At 63.0% G+C, this 23,493-nt stretch carries 20 protein-coding genes; 10 read left to right on the top strand and 10 right to left on the bottom strand.

Annotation, left to right across the window (positions count from 1 at the left end; translation table 11 throughout):
• The first annotated feature begins 142 nt into the window (after positions 1-142).
• The 6 genes from QQL79_RS19750 to QQL79_RS19725 all read left to right on the top strand — a co-directional run bounded on the left by QQL79_RS19750 (position 143) and on the right by QQL79_RS19725 (position 4,940).
• Positions 143-517, top strand: coding sequence for a winged helix-turn-helix domain-containing protein (locus QQL79_RS19750; protein ID WP_284393785.1), 375 nt, complete (start codon positions 143-145; stop codon positions 515-517).
• 67 nt (positions 518-584) lie between these two features.
• Complete coding sequence (gene modA, locus QQL79_RS19745; RefSeq protein WP_284393783.1) at positions 585-1,316, top strand: molybdate ABC transporter substrate-binding protein; 732 nt, start codon at positions 585-587, stop codon at positions 1,314-1,316.
• Between the two features lie 15 nt (positions 1,317-1,331).
• On the top strand, positions 1,332-2,012 hold the full coding sequence (gene modB / locus QQL79_RS19740) for a molybdate ABC transporter permease subunit (RefSeq protein ID WP_284393782.1): 681 nt from the start codon (positions 1,332-1,334) through the stop codon (positions 2,010-2,012).
• Between the two features lie 89 nt (positions 2,013-2,101).
• A complete protein-coding gene (locus QQL79_RS19735) occupies positions 2,102-3,088 on the top strand; it encodes an SPFH domain-containing protein (RefSeq protein ID WP_284393781.1) in 987 nt (328 codons plus the stop codon).
• Between the two features lie 12 nt (positions 3,089-3,100).
• A complete protein-coding gene (locus QQL79_RS19730) occupies positions 3,101-3,553 on the top strand; it encodes an NfeD family protein (RefSeq protein WP_284393779.1) in 453 nt (150 codons plus the stop codon).
• 100 nt (positions 3,554-3,653) lie between these two features.
• Positions 3,654-4,940 carry a porin gene (locus QQL79_RS19725; protein WP_284393777.1) on the top strand — a complete coding sequence of 429 codons (1,287 nt, stop codon included), beginning with the start codon at positions 3,654-3,656 and terminating at the stop codon, positions 4,938-4,940.
• A gap of 368 nt (positions 4,941-5,308) precedes the next feature.
• Here the strand turns inward: QQL79_RS19725 and galU are convergent, their stop codons facing one another.
• Positions 5,309-6,193 (bottom strand): UTP--glucose-1-phosphate uridylyltransferase GalU, encoded by an 885-nt coding sequence (gene galU, locus QQL79_RS19720; protein WP_284393775.1) that lies wholly within the window; start codon positions 6,191-6,193, stop codon positions 5,309-5,311.
• A 97-nt stretch (positions 6,194-6,290) separates the two neighbouring features.
• Here galU and galE point away from each other — a divergent pair, with 97 nt between their 5' ends.
• From galE to QQL79_RS19705, 3 genes are all read left to right on the top strand, one after another.
• A complete protein-coding gene (galE, locus tag QQL79_RS19715) occupies positions 6,291-7,277 on the top strand; it encodes a UDP-glucose 4-epimerase GalE (RefSeq protein ID WP_284393771.1) in 987 nt (328 codons plus the stop codon).
• Between the two features lie 4 nt (positions 7,278-7,281).
• A complete protein-coding gene (locus QQL79_RS19710; RefSeq protein ID WP_284393768.1) occupies positions 7,282-8,487 on the top strand; it encodes a lytic murein transglycosylase in 1,206 nt (401 codons plus the stop codon).
• Positions 8,488-8,557: 70 nt separating this feature from the next.
• Positions 8,558-9,715 (top strand): SGNH/GDSL hydrolase family protein, encoded by a 1,158-nt coding sequence (locus tag QQL79_RS19705; protein ID WP_284393766.1) that lies wholly within the window; start codon positions 8,558-8,560, stop codon positions 9,713-9,715.
• 129 nt (positions 9,716-9,844) lie between these two features.
• On the opposite strand, the gene QQL79_RS19700 is transcribed toward QQL79_RS19705, so the two are convergent.
• The 7 genes from QQL79_RS19700 to QQL79_RS19670 all read right to left on the bottom strand — a co-directional run bounded on the left by QQL79_RS19700 (position 9,845) and on the right by QQL79_RS19670 (position 19,835).
• Positions 9,845-11,272, bottom strand: a complete 1,428-nt coding sequence (locus tag QQL79_RS19700; RefSeq protein ID WP_284393764.1) for a glutamate synthase subunit beta — start codon at positions 11,270-11,272, stop codon at positions 9,845-9,847.
• A 9-nt stretch (positions 11,273-11,281) separates the two neighbouring features.
• On the bottom strand, positions 11,282-11,884 hold the full coding sequence (locus tag QQL79_RS19695; protein ID WP_284393988.1) for a glutathione S-transferase family protein: 603 nt from the start codon (positions 11,882-11,884) through the stop codon (positions 11,282-11,284).
• A gap of 2 nt (positions 11,885-11,886) precedes the next feature.
• Entirely contained in the window at positions 11,887-16,629 is a 4,743-nt protein-coding gene (gene gltB / locus QQL79_RS19690; RefSeq protein WP_284393762.1) for a glutamate synthase large subunit, read from the bottom strand.
• 559 nt (positions 16,630-17,188) lie between these two features.
• The gene (locus tag QQL79_RS19685) at positions 17,189-17,740 is read right to left on the bottom strand and encodes a dihydrofolate reductase family protein (RefSeq protein ID WP_284393760.1); all 552 of its coding nucleotides are present in this window, start codon (positions 17,738-17,740) and stop codon (positions 17,189-17,191) included.
• 18 nt (positions 17,741-17,758) lie between these two features.
• Positions 17,759-18,358, bottom strand: coding sequence for a class I SAM-dependent methyltransferase (locus tag QQL79_RS19680; RefSeq protein WP_284393759.1), 600 nt, complete (start codon positions 18,356-18,358; stop codon positions 17,759-17,761).
• Positions 18,359-18,635: 277 nt separating this feature from the next.
• Positions 18,636-19,112, bottom strand: a complete 477-nt coding sequence (gene dps / locus QQL79_RS19675) for a DNA starvation/stationary phase protection protein Dps (RefSeq protein ID WP_284393757.1) — start codon at positions 19,110-19,112, stop codon at positions 18,636-18,638.
• Between the two features lie 267 nt (positions 19,113-19,379).
• Positions 19,380-19,835, bottom strand: coding sequence for an Hsp20 family protein (locus QQL79_RS19670; protein ID WP_284393755.1), 456 nt, complete (start codon positions 19,833-19,835; stop codon positions 19,380-19,382).
• Between the two features lie 626 nt (positions 19,836-20,461).
• On the opposite strand from QQL79_RS19670, the gene QQL79_RS19665 reads away from it, so the two are divergent.
• Positions 20,462-21,436: an alpha/beta fold hydrolase gene (locus QQL79_RS19665; protein WP_284393753.1), complete on the top strand. Its 975-nt coding sequence runs from the start codon at positions 20,462-20,464 to the stop codon at positions 21,434-21,436.
• A 137-nt stretch (positions 21,437-21,573) separates the two neighbouring features.
• Here QQL79_RS19665 and hisN read toward each other — a convergent pair whose 3' ends face one another.
• Complete coding sequence (gene hisN / locus QQL79_RS19660; RefSeq protein WP_284393751.1) at positions 21,574-22,362, bottom strand: histidinol-phosphatase; 789 nt, start codon at positions 22,360-22,362, stop codon at positions 21,574-21,576.
• Between the two features lie 123 nt (positions 22,363-22,485).
• Positions 22,486-23,382, bottom strand: a complete 897-nt coding sequence (locus QQL79_RS19655) for an N-formylglutamate amidohydrolase (RefSeq protein WP_284393748.1) — start codon at positions 23,380-23,382, stop codon at positions 22,486-22,488.
• Positions 23,383-23,493 lie beyond the last annotated feature (111 nt).

Genomic DNA, 23,493 nt, shown 5'->3' with positions numbered 1-23,493 from the left:
CCGGCATTGAAAAACAGAGGTTCCCGCTTTCGCGGGAATGACATTGTGGTTTGAATTGGGATGGTGCCACGACCTCGTGGTTCGACAGGTTCACTATGAGGTCTACTGATGCGCGGGCGGGTGAGGGCCAGAGGAGGTTCGCTTGGCAAAAGGTGAGGTTCCTGAAGACGGCCTCAGTCATCTTCGCATTGTGCTCAGCGAGACCGCTTATCTGGGGCCGGGGCGGGCCGATCTGTTGGAATTGATCGGTAGCACGGGCTCCATTTCGGCGGCCGGCAAGGCCATGGGCATGAGCTATAAGCGGGCCTGGGGGCTGGTGCAGGCGCTCAATGACGGGTTTGGCATTGTGCTGGTGGAATCCAGCCGCGGCGGGGCGGCGCAGGGTGGGGCCCGGCTGACGGAAGCGGGCCGGATGGTGCTGAGCCATTATCGCAGCATGCAGGAGCGGACACGGACGGCGATCGGGCCGGATGTGGCGGCATTGCGCGCCATGCTCGATATGGCGCAGCGGAAATAACGCTTGCGAGGCAGGCTGCGCTTTGCCAAAACCGATATAGTTTCCAAGACATATCGAGGGCTGTTTGATGAACCGCATTTTTCTGAGCACCTTGCTGGCCGGATTGCTGGCCTCCACCGCCGCTTATGCCGATAGCGCCAGTGTGGCTGTCGCCGCCAATTTTACTGCCGTGGCCGAGGAATTGGCGGGGCTGTTCAAGACCGAAACGGGGCATGACCTGGTCTTGAGCTTCGGGGCGACCGGGCAGCTCTATACCCAGATCAGCCAGGGCGCGCCGTTCGAGGTTTTCCTCGCGGCCGATGACGAGCGGCCGGCCAAGGCGGTGGCGGATGGATTTGGCGTCGACGGCACGGTGTTTACCTATGCCATCGGCACGCTGGCACTCTACTCGACCTCGCTGACTGTGGGCGATGGCGAGGCGGTGCTCAAGGGGCCGTTCGAAAAGCTGGCCATTGCCGATCCCGAGGCGGCGCCTTACGGCCGGGCAGCGGTGGAAACGCTCAAGGCCATGGGCATTTACGACATGGTCGAACCGCGACTGGTGACCGGCGAGAATATCAGCCAGACGCTGCAATTCATCGAAAGCGGCAATGCGGAGCTGGGGTTCGTCGCGGCCAGCCAGGTGGTGGGCAAGGACAATGTCTGGCTGGTGCCGTCGGGGTTCTATGAGCCGATCCGGCAGGATGCCGTGCTGCTCAAAACGGGCGAGGACAATCCGGCCGCGACGGCGTTCATCGATTTCCTCAAGAGCGACGCCGCGGTGACCGTGATAAAAGCGGCAGGCTACGCCGTCGACTAAACGGAGCCTGAGAGGATGAGCCTTGCCGAAATCTGGCAGCCAGTCAGCCTGACGCTGAGCCTTGCTGGGATCAATACGCTCATCCTGCTGCTGGCCGGCACGCCGATCGCCTGGTGGCTGGCGCGCAGCCAGAGCCGGTATCGGGAATTGGTGGGAGCGGTGGTGTCGATGCCGCTGGTGCTGCCGCCCACCGTGCTGGGTTTTTACCTGCTGCTGGCGCTCGGCCCCAATGGGCCGGGTGGCTGGATTGCCGGGCTCTGGGGCGGGCGCACGCTGGCCTTTTCGTTTACCGGCCTGGTCATCGGCTCGTTCTTTTATTCGCTGCCCTTCATGATTCAGCCGTTGCGCAATGCCTTTGCGGCCATCGGCAATGAGCCGATGGAGGCGGCGTCGAGCCTGGGCGCCAGCAATGGGCAGCGCTTCTGGCGCGTGGTGCTGCCGCTGGCACGGCCGGGCTATATTACCGGGGCGGTGATGACCTTTGCCCATACGGTGGGTGAATTCGGCGTGGTGCTGATGATCGGCGGCAATATTCCGGGCCAGACCAAGGTGATCGCCATCGCGCTCTATGACTATGTCGAGCGTCTGCAATGGGGCAATGCCCATATCCTGGCGCTGGGCATGGTGATCTTTGCCTTTGTGGTGATCGCCATAACGCTGACGGTAGACCGGCGGCTCAATACGCCCATGCCTTAGGATTGGTTTATGCTCTGCACCGGAACCAATTGCCCTAACGGCCTTGCCTGCCTAATGTCGCCGCCATGAAGAACAAGGGAGAATCGCTGATGGATATCGCCAACGGTTTCGCGCTGGACGGGCTCAGCATCACGCTGATTGGCTTGGGCATATTGGCACTATTGGTGCTGTTTGCCGGTGCCAAGACGGTGCCGCAGGGCTATAATTACACCATCGAGCGGTTCGGCAAATATACCCGCACCCTCAAGCCGGGCCTCAATCTTATCGTGCCGTTCATCGATACGGTGGGCAAGAAGATCAATGTCATGGAGCAGGTGCTCGACGTTCCCCACCAGGAAGTCATCACCCGCGACAATGCTTCGATCACCGCCAATGGCGTCACCTTCTACCAGATCCTGGATGCGGCGGCGGCGGCCTATGAGGTCTCCAATCTCGAAAACGCCATCCTCAACCTCACCATGACCAATATCCGTACGGTGATGGGCTCGATGGACCTGGACGAATTGCTCAGCCATCGCGACGAGATCAACGAGCGCCTGCTGCGCGTGGTCGACACGGCCGTGTCGCCCTGGGGCGTCAAGATCACCCGTATCGAAATCAAGGATATCGATCCGCCCAAGGACCTGGTGGATTCCATGGGCCGGCAGATGAAGGCGGAGCGCGAAAAGCGCGCGGCCATTCTCGAGGCGGAAGGCCGCCGGCAATCGGCGATCCTGCAGGCCGAGGGCGCCAAGCAGGCCCAGGTGCTGGAAGCCGAGGGCCGCAAGGAGGCCGCGTTCCGCGACGCCGAGGCGCGCGAACGGTCGGCCGAGGCCGAGGCCAAGGCGACGCAGATGGTGTCGGACGCCATTGCCGGGGGCAATGTGCAGGCGATCAACTATTTCGTGGCCAATAATTACATCAAGGCGCTCGAAGGCATCGCCACCTCGCCCAACCAGAAAATCCTGATGCTGCCGGTGGAAGCCTCCAGCGTGATCGGGGCCATCGGGGGCATTGCCGAAATCGCCAAGGAAACCTTTGGCGGTGGCGCTCCGGCGGCGCCGCGCTCGAGCCGCCCGCCCACGACGGGCCAGTAATAGGAGGCGGGCATGCAGGTCGTGCAGTTTCTTGCCGACAATGGCCCCTGGTCCTGGATCGTCGCCGGGCTAATCCTGTTGGCGCTCGAACTGGTCGTGCCGGGGGGATATCTGTTGTGGATGGGGGTTGCCGGGCTCATCGTGGGCCTGCTGACCCTGTTCCAGCCCATCGCCTGGCCGCTGCAATGGCTGATCTTCGGGGGATTGTCGCTGGTGGCGATCTTTCTCTGGGTCCGCTTCAATCGCGGCCGCGAAACGGCCAATGACAGCCCGTTCCTCAATCGCCGTGCCGATCGGTTCCTGGGCCATGAGGCGGTGCTGGAGCAGCCCATTGTGGGCGGCTTTGGGCGCCTGGTGCTGGGCGACAGCGTCTGGCGGGTGGCCGGGCCCGATCTGCCCGCTGGCACCCGCGTCAAAATCGTGGGGAGCGAAGGGGCTGTGCTCAGGGTTGAGCGGATGAGCTGAGCCGGGCGGCAAGCTTTCATTAACTATAAGATGAAAGGATTGGGTAAGGCCCGGATTGCTGCATTGGCGGGCTGATTTCTTTCAGCTGGCGGAGCGGACCTTGCCCTGGCGCATTCGGCAATCGGGACAATGGGCTGGCGCCGTGGCGCTTGGCCTCGTCTGCCTTGCCGCGCCTGCTCATGCGGGTTCCGAGCTCTCCCCCGGCGATGGTTCGAACGCCGACAACCAGCGGCTCCTGCCCGATATCTATCCCGCCAATCCGGTGCCGCTCGAAGCCGGGCCCACGCCGGAACCCTATGATCCCTTCTTCGATGTCGACTGGTCGGTGGCCCTGCGCGGCACCTATACCGATAGCGATGGAGAGGAGCGGTTCGACACCAGGCTCGTGCCCAATGTCACGCTCAGCCATACCGGATCGCGTTCGGCAATCGGCATTGATGGCGAGGCCGAGCTGACCCTGCCCGATGAGGGGCAGGTCGATGTCACGGCCCTACGGCTCAATCTCTCCGGGAGCTATGCGCTGGACCGGGAAACCCTCGCCACGGCGGGCGCCAATTTCTCGCTGACGCAGGACCTGCCCGGCATGCCGGGGGTGGCCAGCAATATCGCCGATTCCCCGGTGATCACGTCGGGTGGCGTGGATCTGGGGGTGACGCGCAAGTTCGGGCGCTTCAATCTGGGTGTCACCGGGGCGGTGCAACGCACGGTCTATGGCGAAACGAGCTATGTGGGCGGCTCAATCGTGGATAATGCCGACCGGGCGGTCTGGGCGCTGGATTCGGGGCTGCGGCTTGGCTTCCAGGTGACGCCGATCTTCGAGATTTTCGGCCGGGCCGGGCTGGGGCGCGACATGTTCGATCGTCCGTCCTCGGTGCTGTTGGTCAAGACCGATGCCAGCGAAGCCAGTATCGAAGCGGGCGTCACCGGGCGCTGGGGGAGCGTGTGGGAGGCGACGGCCTCGACCGGTCTCAATCTGCGCCGGTTCGACGAGGCAAGCCTTGGGGAAGTGGTGACCCACCTCTACGACGCCAGCGTCAGCTTCACGCCGGATGACCGCTGGCGCTTTACCGGCGCGCTCTCGACCAGTGTCGAGCCGCCGGGTCCGACCTCGGCGGGCACGACCGCGGTGCGCTATGCGGCTAATGCGGAAGTCGCCTATGCGGTCAATTCCTGGCTGGCGCTGCGGGCCATGGCCGACTGGAGCACGACGCGCTACGAAGGCAGCCCCGAAAGCAAAAGCGGCAATGGCTATGGGCTTGGGGTGGATTACCGGCTGGGGCCGCATACCACGCTCTCGGCCGATTACGGTTTCTCCCATAGCGACAGCACGACCGAAGGCGTCGAGGATAGTCACCGCATCATGGTTGGTGTCACCGTATCGCGCTGATTTGTCGCAGGGGGCTGACGATGGCGGGAGGGGCCGGCCAGGGTGATCGGCCGGACGCGCCGCTCTTCGTACAACCACCGCAGCTTCCCTCGGGCTCGACCCGAGGGCCATTCGTCGCTTGTGCCGGGTTGAGAGGGGCCCTCGGGTCAAGCCCGAGGGAGCAACGGTGGGTGGAGTGGATAATCGCGCAATCCCGATATTCCCAGGGATGCTGAATCGCGCTGGAGTGCTGCCAACCACAATGTCACGGGGCAATGCAAAAAGAGCTTCCCGCTTTTCGCGGGAATGACATTGTGGGTGATGCAGGGAACAGTGCGGAGGGCAGCGGCCCGGTCGCGGGGACCGGGCCAGCCTGATGGGCTTCTGCCCTAGAGGTGGTCGCCGAGATCGAGCTTCTGCAATTCCTTGATGAAGCCGCTACGGATGTCGTCGCGGTCGAGGGCATAGACCACATTGGCGGTCAAAAAGCCGATCTTGGAGCCGCAGTCGAAGCTCTTGCCCTGGTATTTGACGCCAGTGAAGTTCTGGGTATGCATCAGGGTCTGCATCGCGTCGGTCAGCTGGATTTCCCCGCCGGCGCCGCGCGGCTGATCGGCCAGGAGGTCGAAAATCTCAGGCTGCAGGATATAGCGGCCCGAAATGATGAGGTTGGAAGGAGCCTCTTCGCGCTTGGGCTTTTCCACCATGCCGGTGACGCGGAAGCCATTATCCTCGCCTTCGCCCCGGGCGATCACGCCATAGGAAGAGACTTCGGCGGGCGGCACTTCCTCGACGGCGATGACATTGCCGCCGGTTTCTTCATAGGCGTCCATCATCTGGCGCAGGACGCCCGGTTCGCCCTTGAACAGCATGTCGGGCAACAGAAGGGCGAAGGGATTGTCGCCCACGATATCGCGGGCACACCAGACGGCGTGGCCCAGGCCCAGCGGCTCCTGCTGGCGGGTAAAGCTGGTGCGGCCGGCCGAAGGCAGGTCCTTGCGCAGCTCGGTCAAGGCGTTGTTCTTGCCGCGAACCTCGAGCGTGGTCTCCAGCTCGAACTGGCGATCGAAGTGATCTTCGATGACGCCCTTGTTGCGGCCGGTGACGAATACGAAGTGCTCGATTCCGGCTTCGCGTGCCTCATCGACCGCATATTGGATAAGCGGGCGGTCTACTACGGTCAGCATTTCCTTTGGCATTGCCTTGGTGGCCGGCAGGAACCGGGTACCGAGGCCGGCGACGGGAAACACGGCCGTTCTTACGCGCTTTGGCAAATCGGGAACTCCATTTGAGGGACAGGGGTAAAGCTATCTCAAGACATGCAGTATATCATCAGGGCAAAATTGCGTTCTCAAGACAGGAGTTAACGGGATGACGGTTCTGGTTACGGGCGGGGCTGGCTATATCGGCAGCCATATGGTGCTCAACCTCACCGATGCCGGCGAAGACGTCGTGGTGCTGGACAATCTCGTCACCGGTTTTGACTGGGCGATCGATGGCAGGGCCACTTTCGTCCAGGGCAATGCCGGCGATATCGACTTTGTGCTGAAGCTGATCGAAACCCACGGGATCACCGAGATCGTGCATTTTGCCGGCTCCATCGTGGTCCCCGAATCCGTTGCCGATCCATTAAAATATTATGGCAATAATACTGCCACTTCTCGCAATCTGATCGAGGCGGCGGTCAAGGGCGGGGTCAAGCATTTCATCTTCTCCTCGACCGCGGCGGTCTATGGCATGACGGGGCTGGCCCCGGTGGTGGAGAGCACGCCGCTCAATCCCATGTCGCCCTATGGCCGCTCCAAGCTGATGACCGAATGGATGCTGGCCGACGTGGCGGCCGCCCATCCCATGACCTATGGCGTGCTGCGCTATTTCAACGTGGCGGGCGCCGATCCGGGCAAGCGGAGCGGCCAATCGACGCCGCTGGCCACCCATCTCATCAAGGTGGCTTGCCAGACCGCGCTGGGGCAGCGGGCCAAGATGGATATTTTCGGCACCGATTACGAGACGCCGGATGGCACCTGCATACGCGACTATATCCATGTCACCGATTTGATCGCCGCCCATGGCCTGCTGCTCAAGCATTTGCGCGGCGGCGGGGAGAGCACGACGCTCAATTGTGCTTATGGACAGGGCTATTCGGTGCGCCAGGTGGTCGATACGGTCAAATCCGTCTCGGGCGTCGACTTTCTGGCCGAGGAAGGGCCGCGCCGTCCGGGCGATCCGGCCTCGATCACTGCGACGGGTGAGAAGGTGCGTTCGCTGCTGGGCTGGGTGCCCCAGCATGACGATCTCAACGAAATCGTCCAATCGGCCTATGATTGGGAGCGGCATCTGATGGTGAGAAATAGGTAAGCACATGGTTCGCCTGATCGGGCTGTTTCTGCTGCTGTTGGCCAGTTCCGTTCAGGCGCAGCCGGTCGAGAGCTTTGACAGCTTCATCGCCAATTTCCGCGCCAGGGCCCTGGCGGCGGGGGTGAGCGCGGCCACCTATGACGCAGCCATGATCGGGCTCACGCCCGATCCGCGCGTCCCCGATCTCGTCACCAACCAGCCCGAATTCACCACGCCCATGTGGGAGTATATCGAGGGAAGGGTGACGTCCGGCCGGATCGAGCGGGGCAAGGCGGCATTGTCGCGCAATGCCGATCTCTTCAGCAGTGTGGGCCAGCGCTATGGCGTTGACCCCTATCTCCTGGGTGCCATCTGGGGCATGGAGACCGATTATGGGAGCGTGCTGGGCAATCAGAGCCTGATCCGCCCCATTGTGCGTTCGCTGGCAACGCTGGTGCATCAGCGACGGACGCGGCTGGTGGAGGATGAGGCCGACCTGATTGCGGCGCTGCAACTGGTGCAGCAGGGGCCGCTCGATGCATCCATGCTGGTGGGCTCCTGGGCGGGCGCGATCGGGCATTTGCAGGTCAATCCATCCAATGTCGTGGCCCATGGCAGCGATGGGGATGGCGATGGGCGGATCGATCTCCACAATTCGCTGGCCGATGCCCTGGCGACATCGGCCAAATTCCTGCGCGATCTGGGTTATCAGCCGGGAGTGGATTGGGGCTTTGAGGTCGTTTTGCCGGCGGGGTTCGACTATCTGCTGGCGGACCGCGAGCAATTGCGGCCGATCTCGTTCTTTGTCGAGCGCGGCGTGGTGCGGGCCAATGGGCGGGCTTTTGCCGATGCGCGGATACCGGTCTTTCTCTATGTGCCGGCGGGCAAGGATGGGCCCAAATTCCTGATGACGGGAAATTACCTGGTGCTCAAGGGCTATAATTTCTCCGACAGCTACGCCATGAGCGTGGCCCACATGACCGACCGGCTCAAGGGCGGCGGAGGTTTTGCGCAGGATTGGCCGCGCGGCACGGCCTTTCCCAACCTGGCGCAGCGCAAGGCTATCCAGCAGGCGCTGATCGATCTGGGACTTTATCAGGGCGCGGTGGATGGGCGGATCGGACCGATCAGCCAGGCCGCCTATGCCCGGTTCCAGGCAGCCCAGGGCCAGGTGGCCGATGGCTTTATCACTCGGGCCTCCTATGAGGCGCTGGCGGCCGCGACGCGGTAACATTGGGGCGAGTGGCATGGTTTTGCCACCCGGCTTTGGTAAGACGGCAGGGACAATTGGTGGGACTGAGATGAACCGGCTTGTTCTGGCAATCGTGGTGGGGCTTTTCGTCTTTATCGACGTGGCGCCGGCCTTTGCCCAGCACGAGACGCTGCTGGTGGCCCAGCAGCAGCGGCGGCGCACGCTGTTCGACCTGCTGTTTGGCGACGATCAGCAGCAGGCGCCGGTGGAACAGCCCCGCCAGCAGCCGCGGCAACAGCCCCGCCAGCAACCGGCGCCACGGGCCAGCCTGCCGCCGCCAAAGCCGCAGATCGAAAAGGCCGAGGGTGCGACGCGACTGGCCGTGTTCGGGGATTCGCTGGCGGTGGACCTGGCCAAGGCGCTGGAGCGCTTTTATGCCGAGGACCCCAATCTCGTCGTGATCGGGCAGGGCGTGGGCTCTTCGGGCTTTGTGCGCGACGATTATTTCGACTGGGACAAGACCATTGGCGAGCAGATCGCCGCCGACAGCTTCGATCTGGCCGTGGTTATTATCGGCATCAATGACCGGCAGGATATCGGCTCCTACAAGGCGCTGAGCGAGCCGTGGAACACGGCCTACCAGGCGCGGATTGCCGATTTTCTGGGGCAGTTGCGGGCGGCGCGGAAGCCGGTGATCTGGGTGGGTTTGCCGCCCATGGCCAAGGGCGATTACTCGACGGCGATGACCCAGATCAGCAATATCCAGAAACTGGCAAGTTTCTCAGGCGGCGCCGAATTCCTTGATATCTATGAGAGATTTCTGGGCGAGGACGGCAAATATTCGTCCTATGGCCCCGATGTCAGCGGGCAGAATGCGCTGATGCGCAAGGATGATGGCATCCATTTTTCGGCGGCCGGGTCGGACAAGCTGGCCTTTTATCTCAGCCAGACGATCCGCACCTTCTATCGCGGCAGCGGGGTCAGCGTGGCGGTGAGCGATCCGCTGCTGGGCACTGATGCCGCGGCCATGTTGCGGCCGCCCTATCAGGGGATCGGGCAGGTGCGGCTATTGGAAGTGGCGGGCGCGGTGATCCCGCTGAGCCGGGCGCCGCAGCGGGCCGGGGAACTGCTGACCGCCAGTGGCGGGGCGGCGGGACCGGGCTTTACGCTGGACCAGCTGGTGTCCGCGCCGGTGGGGCGGGTCGACGCGTTTGGCGTCGGGATCGACCCGGCGGCGAGTGGCGTCGAGAATGCAGGCGGGCGGTGAAAGCCACGCAATTGCTTTGCGGGTTCTGAAAGGGGGCAGGACCTCGATATCGGGGCTCTCCTCCACCCCCTCCCAGCCTCCCCCATCAAGGGGGAGGTGCCGATTGGGGCTTTCGGGCCGTAGTGCCGGTTAGCGCGGCAGGTCGGTTTTGCCCATGAGGTCGAAGTCGATGGAGCGGGCGGCCTGGCGGCCTTCGCGGATGGCCCAGACGACCAGGGACTGGCCGCGGCGCATGTCGCCGGCGGCGTAGACCTTGGGGACGGTGGTCTTGTAGCTCAGGGTATCGGCGAAGAGATTGCCGCGCTTGTCGAACTGGGCGCCGAGTTCGGTCAGCATGCCTTCGTGGATGGGCGAGGCGAAGCCGATGGCAAGCAGGACGATATCCGCCTTGATCAAAAACTCGGTGCCGGGGATGGGCTGACGCTTGCGATCGACGCGGGCGCATTCGACGCCGATGACCTGACCCTTGGCATTGCCGACGATCTTCATGGTGCCGGCGGCGAATTCGCGGATAGCGCCTTCGGCCTGGGAGGAGGAGGTGCGCATCTTGACCGCCCAATTGGGCCAATTGGTCAGCTTGTTCTCCAGCTCGGGTGGCTGGGGGCGGACGTCGAGCTGGGTGACGGCAATGGCGCCCTGGCGGAAAGACGTGCCGACACAGTCACTTGCGGTATCGCCACCACCCACGACCACGACATGCTTGCCGGCAGCGGTGAGCTGGAGCTCGTTGCTGACATCCTCGCCGCCCAGGCGCCGGTTCTGCTGCACGAGGAAGGGCATGGCGAAGTGGACGCCATTGAGATGGGTGCCTTCGGCATCGACATCACGCGGCTTTTCCGAGCCACCGCAGAGCAGCACGGCGTCATGGCGGGCCTGGAGATCGGACAGGGGCGTGTTGACCCCGACATTGACGCCATAGTGGAAGGTGACGCCCTCGGCTTCCATCTGCTCGACGCGGAAGTCGATATGGTCCTTCTCCATCTTGAAGTCGGGAATGCCATAGCGCATCAGCCCGCCGGCCTTGGGTTCGCGTTCATAGAGATGAACATCGTGACCGGCGCGGGCCAGTTGCTGGGCAGCGGCCAAACCGGCGGGACCGGAGCCGACAATGCCGACCGACTTGCCGGTCTTGGCAGTGTTGACCTGCGGCTTGATCCAGCCGGAGCGGATGGCCTTATCGGCAATGGCCTGCTCGACCGTCTTGATGGCGACGGGGGTATCTTCCAGGTTCAGCGTGCAGGCTTCCTCGCAGGGGGCGGGGCAGATGCGGCCGGTGAATTCGGGGAAATTGTTGGTGGAGTGGAGGTTGCGCGCAGCCTCTTCCCAATCGCCATTATAGACGAGGTCGTTCCAGTCCGGGATCTGGTTGTTGACCGGGCAGCCGGTATCGCCATGGCAGAAGGGAATGCCGCAATCCATGCAGCGGGCGGCCTGATCGGTGACCCGGCCCTCGGACATGGGAATGGTGAATTCGCCAAAGTGACGGATGCGGTCGGATGCCGGTTCGTAGCGGGATTCTTCGCGCTCGATCTCGAGAAAGCCTGTTACCTTACCCATGCTTTCCTCCTAATGTGCTGCTGCCGAGAAGGCAGGTAGTCCGAGTTCTTGTTCGCAGGCGGCAATCCAGCGCAGAAGCGCGGGCCGCCCATTGAGATCGAAACCGCCCTGCGGCGCCTGGCGCGTATAGGCCAGGAGCGCGATATCGGCGATGGTCATGGTCTCGCCGACGAGGAAGGTGCGGCCCGTCAAGGCCACTTCCATCAGGTCGAGCGCCTTGTTGCCGCGCGTCACGAGCGCGGGGTCCAGTTCGGCAAAGCTCTGGCCATCATAGACGACGCGGGCCCGGGCAACCGCCACGGTCGGCTCATGGCTGTACTGCTCCCAGAACAGCCATTCGTCCACCTTGGCGGCCTGATAGGCATCCTCGGGCAGGAAACGCGTGCCCCGGGCCAGATAGCGCAGGATGGCGTTGGACTGGGCCAGGGGACGACCATCGTCGAGGACGACGACCGGCATCTGGCCCGCCGGATTGAGCTTCAAAAATTCAGGCGTCGCAGTCGCGCCGGAGCGCGACGCGATCTCGTGCAGGACGAAGGGCGTGCCGGTGGCATCGGCAATATACTTGACCTTGAGGACGTTGCCGGACCCAAGGTTGCCATAGAGCGTCAGCATTATTCCGCCGCCGCCATGCCAAGGCCGCCTGCCGCGCGCTTTTTTTCCATTTCGCGGATGGCGCGGCGGTATTCGACCGGCATCACCTTGACGAATTTCGGACGCATCTCGACCCAGTTGTCGAGGATGAACTTGGCGCGGGTGGAGCCGGTATAGTGCAGGTGGTTGGAGATGAGCTGGTGCAGGCGCTCATCGTCATGGCGGGTCATGTCGCCTGAGATGTCGACGCGGCCATGCCATTCGAGATCCCCACCGTGATGGTGGAGCTGCTGCATCAGTTCTTCTTCTTCCTGCACCGGTTCGAGATCGACCATGGCCAGGTTACAGCGGTCGCGGAAGGTCTCGTCTTCATCGAGCACATAGGCGACGCCGCCACTCATGCCGGCCGCGAAATTGCGGCCGGTGGAGCCGATGACGACGACGACACCGCCGGTCATATATTCGCAGCCATGATCGCCGGTGCCTTCGACCACCGCGATGGCGCCGGAATTGCGGACGGCGAAGCGTTCCCCGGCGACGCCGCGGAAATAGGCTTCGCCCGCAATGGCGCCGTAGAGCACGGTATTGCCGACGATGATCGACTTTTCGGGGACGAAGGTGACCTTGTCGGAGGGGCGCACGACGATGCGGCCGCCGGAAAGGCCCTTGCCGACATAGTCATTGGCGTCGCCCACCATATCGATGGAAATGCCACGGGCGAGGAAGGCGCCGAAGGCCTGGCCGGCAGTGCCGGTCAGCTTGATCGAAATAGTGTCGTCCGGCAGGCCTTCATGTCCATACTTGCGGGCCAGGGCGCCCGACAGCATGGCGCCGGCCGAGCGGTCGCGGCTGCGGATGGGCAGCTCGAACTGGACGGCGGTGCCAGTGTCCAGAGCCGGCTGGGCCAGCTCGATCAGCTTGCGATCGAGCACGGCTTCCAGATGGTGGTTCTGGAATTCGGAATGGAACAGGGTATCCCCGCCAATGGCCTCGGGCTTGTAGAACAGCTTGGTGAAATCGACACCTTCGCTCTTCCAATGGTCCTTGAGGCGCTTCTGATCGAGCAGGTCGGAGCGGCCGACCAATTCGTTCAGCGTCTTGGCGCCCAGCTCGGCCAACAGGCCACGCAGCTCTTCGGCGATGAAGAAGAAGTAGTTGATGACGTGTTCGGGCGTGCCCTTGAAGCGCTTGCGCAGCACCGGGTCCTGGGTGGCGACGCCAACCGGGCAGGTGTTGAGATGGCACTTGCGCATCATGATGCAGCCGGCCGCGATCAATGGCGCGGTCGAGAAGCCGAATTCGTCGGCGCCAAGCAGGGCGCCGATGAGGACGTCACGGCCGGTCTTGAGGCCGCCATCGACCTGCAGGACGACGCGGCTGCGCAGGCGGTTCAGCACCAGGGTCTGGTGGGTTTCGGCGAGGCCGATTTCCCACGGGCCGCCGGCATGCTTGAGCGAGGTCAGCGGGGACGCGCCGGTGCCACCATCATAGCCGGAGACGGTGATGTGATCGGCGCGGGCCTTCGCGACGCCGGCGGCAACAGTGCCGACGCCGACTTCGGAAACCAGCTTGACCGAGATATCGGCTTGTTCATTGACGTTCTTGAGATCGTAAATGAGCTGGGCGAGATCTTCGATGGAATAGATATCGTGGTGCGGCGGCGGGCTGATGAGGCCCACGCCGGGGGTGGAATGGCGCGTCTTGGCGACGATCCAATCGACCTTGTGGCCGGGCAATTGGCCGCCTTCGCCGGGCTTGGCGCCCTGCGCGACCTTGATCTGCAGCGCATCGGCATTGACCAGATATTCGGTGGTGACGCCGAAGCGGCCCGAGGCGATCTGCTTGATGGCAGAGCGGAGCGGGTTTTGGCTGCCATCGGGCAGGGGCTTATAGCGATCGGGCTCCTCGCCGCCTTCGCCGGTATTGGACTTGCCGCCAATGCGGTTCATCGCCTGGGCGAGGGTGGTGTGGGCTTCGCGCGAAATCGAGCCGAAGGACATGGCGCCGGTGACGAAACGCTTGACGATATCGACGGCCGGTTCGACTTCGTCGAGGGCCACGGGGGCGCCGAGCGGCTTGATGTCGAACAGGTTGCGAATGGCGAGATAGCCGTTTTCGCCGGAGTTCACGCGTTCGGCAAAGCTGTTATAGCGGTCCTGCGCGGTTTCGGGCGATTCATCCTTGGTGCGGACGGCGTGCTGGAGATCGGCGACGACGTCGGGGCTCCAGGCATGCTTTTCGCCGCGGATGCGGTACATATATTCCCCGCCCACATCGAGCGCCTTGCGCAGCACCACATCGTCGCCAAAGGCGTCGCGGTGGCGGCGCACGGTTTCCTCGGCGACTTCGGAGAGGCCAACGCCTTCAATGGAGGTGGCGGTGCCGAAGAAGAAGCGCTTGACGAAATCGGTCTTGAGGCCGACCGCGTCGAAAATCTGCGCGCCGCAATAGGACTGGTAGGTGGAAATGCCCATCTTGGACATGACCTTGAGCAGGCCCTTACCCACGGACTTGATGTAGCGATAGACCACTTCCTGCGCATCGACTTCGGCGGGGAATTCGCCCTCGGCTTGCAAAGCGGCAAGCGCTTCAAAGGCGAGATAAGGGTTGATGGCTTCGGCGCCATAGCCGGCCAGCATGGCGAAATGGTGCATTTCGCGGGCTTCGCCGGTTTCGACAACGAGGCCCGAAGAGGTGCGCAGGCCCTTGCGGATCAGGTGGTGATGGACGGCCGCCGTGGCCAGCAGCGCCGGAATGGCGACGCGGTCGGCAGCGACCAGGCGGTCGGAGAGGATGATGATGTTATATTCGCCGCGCACGGCGGTTTCGGCAAGCTCGCAAATGGCCGAGATGGCCGCTTCCATGCCCACCGCGCCCATATCGGCGGGATAGGTGATGTCGATGGTCTTGGTCTTGAACTGGTTGGTGTCCATGTCGCCAATGGCGCGGATCTTTTCGAGATCCTCATTGGTCAAAATGGGTTGGCGCACTTCGAGCCGCTTCTGGTGGGACACGCCTTCGAGATCAAAGATGTTGGGGCGCGGGCCGATGAAGCTGACGAGGCTCATCACCGATTCCTCGCGGATCGGATCGATGGGCGGATTGGTGACCTGGGCGAAGTTCTGCTTGAAATAGGTGTAGAGGAGCTTCGACTTGTCGCTCAGCGCCGAGATGGGCGTATCGGTACCCATCGAGCCAACGGCTTCCTGGCCGGTGGTGGCCATGGGGGCCATCAACAGCTTGATGTCTTCCTGGGTGTAACCAAAGGCCTGCATGCGATCGAGCAAGGATTCCGAGGTGACCGGAGCCTTGGGCTCGGTCTCGGGCAGGTCTTCGAGCACGATCTGGCTGCGGGCGAGCCATTCGGCATAGGGGTTTTTGGTGGCCAGGGTGCGCTTGATCTCGTCGTCGGAGATGATGCGGCCTTCTTCAAGGTCGATCAGCAGCATGCGGCCGGGCTGCAGGCGCCAGCGTTCGACGATGTCCTCGTCCGGAATATCGAGCACGCCGGATTCCGACGCCAGGACGACATGGCCTTCCTTGGTGACAAGGTAGCGGGCGGGGCGCAGGCCGTTGCGGTCCAGCGTGGCGACGACATAGCGGCCGTCCGATAGCGACATGGCGGCGGGGCCGTCCCATGGCTCCATCAGGGCCGCGTGATATTCGTAGAAGGCGCGCCGCGTGTCGTCCATCAACGGGTTGCCGGCCCAGGCTTCGGGGATCAGCATCATGGCCGCGTGGGGCAGGGAATAGCCGCCGCGCACGAGGAATTCGAGCGCGTTGTCAAAGCAGGCCGTGTCGGACTGGCCTTCATAGGAAATGGGCCAGATCTTGGTGATGTCGTCGCCGAACAGGGGCGAAGACACCGACGCCTGGCGGGCGGCCATCCAGTTGACGTTGCCCCTTATGGTGTTGATCTCACCATTATGGGTGGTCATGCGATAGGGGTGGGCCAGCTTCCAGCTTGGGAAGGTGTTGGTCGAAAAGCGCTGATGCACCAGGGCAATGGCGGATTCAAAGCGCTCGTCGCTGAGGTCCGGGAAGAAGGCCTTGAGCTGGTAGGCGAGGAACATGCCCTTATAGACCAGCGTGCGGGCGGACATGGACACAACATAGAAGCCGTTGTCGCTATCGCTTTCGGGGATGGCGGCATAGACGGTGTTGGAGATCACCTTGCGCACGATCAGCAGCTTGCGCTCGAACTCGTCCAGCGTGAGACCGGCGGGGCGGGCGATGACCATCTGCTCGATGATGGGCTGGGTGGCGATGACGCCTTCGGAGAGCTTGGAATTGTCGGTGGGGACAACGCGTTCGCCCAGCAGGGTCAGGCCTTCGCGGGCCAGGACGCCCCGCACGGCATCGGCGCACTTGTCGCGCAGCTCGGTGATGTTGGGATAGAACAGCATGGCCACGGCATAGTGGTGCTTTTCGGGCAGGGGGAAGCCCATCACCTGCGTGAAGAAGGCGTGCGGGGTCTGCACCAGAATGCCGGCGCCGTCGCCCATCAAGGGATCGGCACCCACGGCGCCGCGGTGTTCCAGGTTCTCGAGGATTTCGAGACCCTTTTCGACCACTTCGTGGCTGGGCTTGTTCTTGATATTGGCGATCATGCCGATGCCGCAGGCATCATGCTCATTGGCGGGATCATAGAGACCCTGGGCCTCAGGCCGGCCAGTGACGCGACGGCCATGCTCGATCAGAGTTTTACGATTGGTGGCTTTGGTGGTGACCGGAGATGTTTGTCCGTTCCGCGCGTGTGCCATATCGTGTTCCTCGCTCAATGATCGAGCCCGTTGCCGGGCCTATGTTGCTATGTCGTGTGCATCCTGATGGTGCCGGTAACGGCGGGCGGATGCGGTCTCGTCCTCTGGTGGGCGCAGTGTTCAGGCGGGTCGTACTACAACAGTACGGCTCGCATTCGCAAATACGTCCATGCGTGGGGAGCGGCACTGCATCCAAATGGCCGCTCAACTTCGAGCCTCCGAACGTTGTCCTTCGGTTGATGCCGGCCTGCAAGTCAATGTTTGCTGCGCTTCCGGTGCTCACGTACTCATGTACGCTCCGCTCCGGTTCTCACAAACATCGCCTTTCGGCTCGGCCTGAACCGAAGTCCTGCCGTTCGATCTTAGCTCCGCCTATCCGTTTCCGCTAATGCATAGCGGGCCAGCCGGACCAGCGTGCGTGCTGACCGCGGAGAGCGGGGCGACGCGTCAGATAGGACAGTCGTGCTGCCCTAACAAGGTCACATTTGCATAATTCCAAACTGGCTGCAAGCGGATTTGCAAAAGTCCTATAGGAGATTTCCCATTAGCCTATAGGAAATCATAGGAGATCGCTGCCGGAGAGCCGCCGCCAGCGGGTGAGGGTGACATTGGCCTGGGGGTCCAGCGGCTCGAAACTGACGGGGAAAAGTCCACAATCGGCCAGGACCAGCCGGGGGTGGCCGGTGCTGAAACAGGGCTGGCCATCGCGGATCAGCACGATATTGGATTCGGCCAGATCGAAGGCGGTGAAGCGTTCGCGGAAGAGATCGAAGACCCCGGTAATGGCGACATTGCCATCGGCGGGAACGCCGAGCGCGGCGAGCGCCGATTCGAAGGACAGGCCGGACGGGTTCCAGAAATGGGCGTGCTTGTCGGCCGGATCGGGCGAGAGGTCGTGTACCGAGGTCGTGGCGACGAGCCGTTTGCGGCCGGGATTGGGGTGCCGCTCATGCCCCTGGCGGCCGACAACCACCAGATTGGCGCGGTCGAGATGGCTCTGGAAGCGCTGGAAATCGAGATCATTGCGCAGTTCGGCCGGCATGTCCCCATCAGCGGTGGCAATCTTGCCGTCAGCGGAGACGATGGCATGGCCGACGATTTCGTGAGGCAAGGTGCTGGTCTCCGTAGTCTAGCGTCGGGCGATGATGTGGAAGGCGTGCCAGTGTTTAGGCCTGCCGGACATGGTCTTGCTATTGGCATCGTCTTCGACGTCGAAGCGCAGCAGGGTCAGATCGGCAAGGAGAGCACGAGCCGATGTCTCGGTGTGAAAATTCATGCCGGGGCTGCCGGCCCAGGTGTCGCGATCGCCAAAGAGCTGGCCGACAAGCAGGCCGCCGGGCTTGAGCGAAGCGCGGATGGCGGCGAAGACGCGGGGAAAATGGGCGGGCTCGATGAAGGGCAGGGCATATTGCGCATTGACCACGTCATAAGCGGCAGTCGGGAAAGCAAAGGCCTCGAAGGTCGAGATGGCATAGCGGAAGCGGGTGGCGGGGAAGGTATCGGCCGTGGCCTGGGCGACGGGAGCCGAATCGAGGGCGGTTACCGAGGCAAAGCCTTGTTCAAGCAGATATTGGCTATCGGTCAGCGCGCCGGCGCCGAGATCAATGGCGGCGTCGCGGGCGGAAATCAGCTGCAGGGCATCGACCAATAGGGGGCGGGGCGGCCGGCCGGCGGCGTTGTCGGCATATTTCTGCCAGCCTTCGAAATAGTGGTGGAACGTTCCGGCCATGGGAGCCCCGCTTGGTTTTGGCGGGAAAGTAGGGCGTGGTGGCTTTGACGTAAAGGTGGGAGGTCCGTCGCGCTTAGATGTGTCTTGGGGAGATGCTGCAGATCGCGGTGCTTTGGATCCATTTGCTTTTACCCACAGCCGCTTCCCTCGGGCTTGACCCGAGGGGCGCTCTCGATGCGGCGCAAGCGGCGAATGGTCCTCGGGTCAAGCCCGAGGAAGGCGATCGGGCGTGGGGGTAGCTGCGGCGACTGTAGCTGCTTCCAGCGCTTTTCTCCGCCTATTCCAGATGCGACTTGATGAACCAGAGGTTCTTGTCGAGGTCGCGGGAGAAGGCGGTGAGGATGTCGGCGGCGTCGGCGTCGCCTGCTTCGGCGGTGGCGTCGATATCCTTGCGGACCTGGTTGGCGAGGGCCGCATAGCGTTCGGCCAGGGCGGCCAGGTGGTCGGACGACTTGCGGATATCGGTGGGATAGGGATCGAGCCTGGTTGCTTTGGCGACGATCTGGCTGGTGCCCAGGGCGATGCCGTCAAGCTGGGCGACACGTTCGGCAATGGTATCGGCATGGGTGTCGATGGCGGCGCGCATGGGATCGAGCATTTCATGGACGGCGATGAAATTGGGGCCCTTGAGGTTCCAATGCGCCTGTTTGGTGATCAGCGCCAGATCGATGGCGTCGGCGAGGCGTCCGTTGAGGATGTCGATGACGGCGGATTTGGCATTGCTGGAGGAGAGCTTGATGGCGGGCGTTTTCATTGCTTGGATCCTTGAGGAAGAGGCTCGCTGCTTCAACTAGGGGGTGGGGTGCCGGGTTCCGTTGGGGGGTGAATTGTTCGGGCATCGGAGTACCCCCTCCTAGCCTCCCCCTGATAGGGGGAGGGATCGCTCCACTCTTGGACTCGATCGAGCTTTAAGCACCAGACGGTTCCTCCCCCTATCAGGGGGAGGCTAGGAGGGGGTATCCCAACAAAAAAGCGCGGCCCTTGCGGACCGCGCCTTCTCTCGTCTCGGGAGGAGACAGGGTTAGTTGACGGACTTGTCCTCGATGGTGGCAGTAGCACCATTGATCGCGATCTGGCGCGGCTTTTTGCTTTCGGGCAATTCGCGCTTCAGTTCGAGATGGAGGAGGCCGTTTTCGAGCGTGGCGCCCTGAACCTCGACATAATCGGCCAGCTGGAAGCGCAGCTCGAAAGCGCGCTCGGCAATGCCGCGATGGAGGAATTCACGGGCCTTCTCGGCGCTCTCCTGGGGCTTGGCGCCCTTGACCACGAGGCTGTTTTCCTTGGTTTCGATGGCGATATCGCCATTGGAGAAACCGGCAACGGCGATGGAAATGCGGTAGGCATCTTCGCCGGTGCGCTCGATATTATAGGGCGGGTAGGTTTTGGCTTCCTGGCCGCTCAGGGTGTCGAGGCGATTGAACAGCCGGTCGAAGCCGACGGTCGAACGATAGAAGGGGGAAAAATCGATGGTCTGCATGTCACATTCTCCTGTGAGCAACGTGGGTTTCCCGGTGGTCTGCATGAAGCGTCCCCAGCATTAGGCGAACGCGGAATGGGTAGGTCGGGGCCCCCGGAAATCCGGCGGGCCAACAAGATGTAGGGAGCGTGGGGCGCGGTTCAAGGCTGGCGAAGCTGAATGAATTATGAACCGAAAATGAACGGCCATGTCCGGATTGGTTCAGGCAGAGGGGCGTAAACCCATTCTCGTGTCTGGGAGACATCCCGATACGCCCCGCGGCCCATCATCCGCCCCCCGCATGGGCCGCACCCTAAACAAGAAGCCAGTGTCCCCACCAGACACTGGCTTTTTGCTGTTTGCCTTTCTGCGGCAACAGAAAACGGAGGTTCCCGCTTTCGCGGGAATGTGGGTTGGAATTTCCCGCGATCTCTCCGTTATCGTCATCACCCGGCTTGTCCGGGTGATCCATCTTTCAACGGGTGCGGCAGAATGGATTGCCCGGACAAGCCGGGCAATGACGATGGAGGGGGTAGTTCGGGTGCGCTTGAAGTCGCCAAAAGGAAGCTTCCAGGGACACTAACGCTTCCCATAGGTTTTCCGCGTAGAATGGCAGGCCAGTGACCTCCCAAGCGAATTGAGCCCGCATGACCATAATCGTTGATCCCGATGGACCCGAACTGGTCAATATTGCGTCCAATCCGGTGCCCGAAGGCGTGCGGGCGGGCTATTTTTCGACCAGCGACAAGGTGAGGCTGCGCTATGCGATCTGGCCCAAGGGGCAGGGCGCGCCGCGGGGCACGATCTGCCTCGTGCAGGGGCGGGCAGAATTCATCGAGAAATATTTCGAGACGGTCGCCGATTTTCGCAAGCGCGGCTTTGCCGTGGCGACGTTCGACTGGCGCGGGCAGGGCGGCTCGGACCGGCTGATCGGCAATAAGAGCCTGGGCTATGTCGACCGGTTCGAGGATTACTGGACCGACCTCAAGAGCTTTTACGGACAGATTGTGCTGCCCGATTGCCCAGGGCCTTATTATCTGGTGGGCCATTCCATGGGAGGGCTCGCCTGCCTCAATGCCGGCACGCGCGACCGCATGATGTTCGAGCGCATGTTCCTGTCGGCTCCCATGCTGGCGCTGGACCGGCAGCCGCTTGGCATGACCGGCATGGCGCGGGTGACCGAGACGCTGAGTTTTCTGGGGCTGGGGCAGGTGCCGGTGCGGCGGCGGGCCGACAAGCCGGCCTCGGACCTGACCTTTCCGGGCAATCCGCTGACCTCGGACATGGTGCGTTATATGCGGATGGTGGATGTGCTGAAGGCCCAGCCGGGGCTGGAGACGGGATCGCCCACTATCCGCTGGGCGGCGGCGGCTTTTGGGGCCATGGCCGAGGCGGGGCGGGACGATTTTCCCGGACGCATCAAGATTCCGGTGCTGATGCTGGCGGCGGCGCGCGACGAGGTGGTGTCGACAGCAGCGATCGAGCGGCTGGGGCTGAGGATGCGCACCGGGCACCATTTGATGGTGGGCGGGGCGCGGCATGAATTGTTCATGGAGAACGACGCGATCCGCGGGCAGGTTTTGGCGGCGTTTGATGCGTTTATTACGGATCTGACGGTTTAGGTCTGGGTCGTCGCGCTGAGATTGGGGCCCCCCTCCACCCCTCCCTGGCCCTCCCCATCAAGGGGAGGGTGACATCGAGTGTTTGGCGGCATGTTGCCACTTCCGCGAGATGGCGCCTCCACGTTGAGGTCGTGCCCCTACACCGCGTTGATCAGTTCCAGCGCTTTTTGCAGCAGTTCGGGTGTCGCCGCGGCTACCACGTCGCCGCCGCCGGTGGGTTCGGTGCCGTCCCAGCAGGCAATGGCGCCGCCGGCTTCGCGAATGATCGGCACCAAAGCGGCGATGTCGTAGGTGTTGAGGAAGGGCTCGATGACGAGGTCGGCATGGCCGGCGGCGAGCAGGGCATAGCCGTAGCAATCCATGCCGAAACGCTGGAGGCGCGTGGCGGATTCGACGGCTTTCCACTTGGCCATGAGCTCGGGCGTGCGGAACAGGGAGGGCGTCGTGGTAAAGACCCGGGCGGGGGCCAGCTCGGTCTGACCGCTGGTGCTGATGGGCTGGGTTTCGCCCGCGCGGCGATAGGTGGCGCGGCCGGGCACGGCGAGGAAGGTTTCCCCGATAAAGGGCTGGCTCATGAGGCCGGCAATGGCGACGCCATTATGGGCAAAGCCGATCAGCGTGCCCCAGACGGGGGCGCCGGAAATGAAGGCGCGGGTGCCATCGACCGGGTCGATGATCCAGGAATATTGGCTGTTGCCGGTCGTGCCCCATTCCTCGCCGATGATCGCATGATCGGGGAAGGTCTCGGCGATGACGGCGCGGATGGCGGTTTCGGCCGATTTATCGGCCTCGGTGACGGGGTCGAAGCCTTCGGCCAGCTTGTTGTCGATGGCCAGCGGCGTGCGGAACAGGGGCAGGGTGCGCGTCGCGGCGGCCTCGGCGGCAGCGAGCAGGGTTTGTTCGATTTTGGCGAGGTCGAGGGTCATGGGAGGTCCGGGAAAACGTGCCACGACCTCCTGGTTCGACAAGCTCACCATGAGGTCTACTGGGGGCTCAGTAGCATTGTGGAAAGAGGAAGCAAACAGGGGTCTCCGCTGGCGCGGCAAAGCCTATTCGGCGGCTTCTTTTTCCGGTTGGGGCGGGGGGCCGGCCAGGGCGACGAGATCGAGGCCGATCAGGGAGAGGATGAGCCGTTCGACCAGGGCCTTGGTGGCGTCGAAGCCTTCGTTTTTGGCCAGGGTTACCTCATTCATATAGAGGTGGCGGCTGATCTCGATCTGGAGAGCATGGACGCCATGCTGCGGGCGGCCATAGGAGCGGGTGGCAAAGCCCCCGGCATAGGGGCGGTTGCGGGCGACCTTGAGGCCGGCGCCGGCAAAGATGGTTTCGACCAGATCGACCAGGCCCGGCGCGCAGGTGGTGCCATAGCGGTCCCCCAGGACGATATCGGGCGCGGCGCGTTCGGCGCTGCGGGTGATGCGCGGCATGGAGTGGCAATCGATCAATATGGCCACGCCAAAGGCGGCGATAGCTTCGCTCAGCAGCTTTTGCAGGGCTGAATGATAGGGATGGTAGATGCCTTCGATGCGCATGCGCGCATCATCGAGCGTCAGCCGGTCGCGATAGATGGGCTTGTTCTCGGCCACCACGCGCGCCAGCGTACCCAGGCCCGCGGCGACGCGGGGCGAGGTGGTGTTGAAGCGATCCGACAGGGGCTCGACGAACATGGCGGGATCGAGTTCCCAGGGTTCGCGATTGACGTCGAGATAGGCCCGGGGGAAATGCGCCCGCAGCATGGGGGCGCCCAGATGGGGCGCGCGGGCAAAGAGTTCGTCGACCCAGGCATCCTCGGACTGGCGGATGGAGAGGTGGTCGAGCCGGGTCATGGCCAGGAAGCGGTCGGGATAGACGCGGCCGGAATGGGCGGAGTTGAACACCAGTGGAGCCACCAGCCGCCGTGGACGGATGGTCTCAAACGCCGGCTGATCCCAATAGTCGGACCGCACTCTGCCTCCCCCTTATGGCTGGCCCAAAAACCGGGCGCAGCAGTGATTTGCACCAGTTTGGCGGTTTGGCGGGAAATTGTCCAGATTGTCGCAAAATTGCGAAGTGAAATT

Source organism: Devosia yakushimensis (assembly GCF_030159855.1).
Classification (GTDB): domain Bacteria; phylum Pseudomonadota; class Alphaproteobacteria; order Rhizobiales; family Devosiaceae; genus Devosia; species Devosia yakushimensis.
Note: the sequence above shows the minus strand (reverse complement) of the source record. Positions and strands in the feature narration are given on the sequence as shown.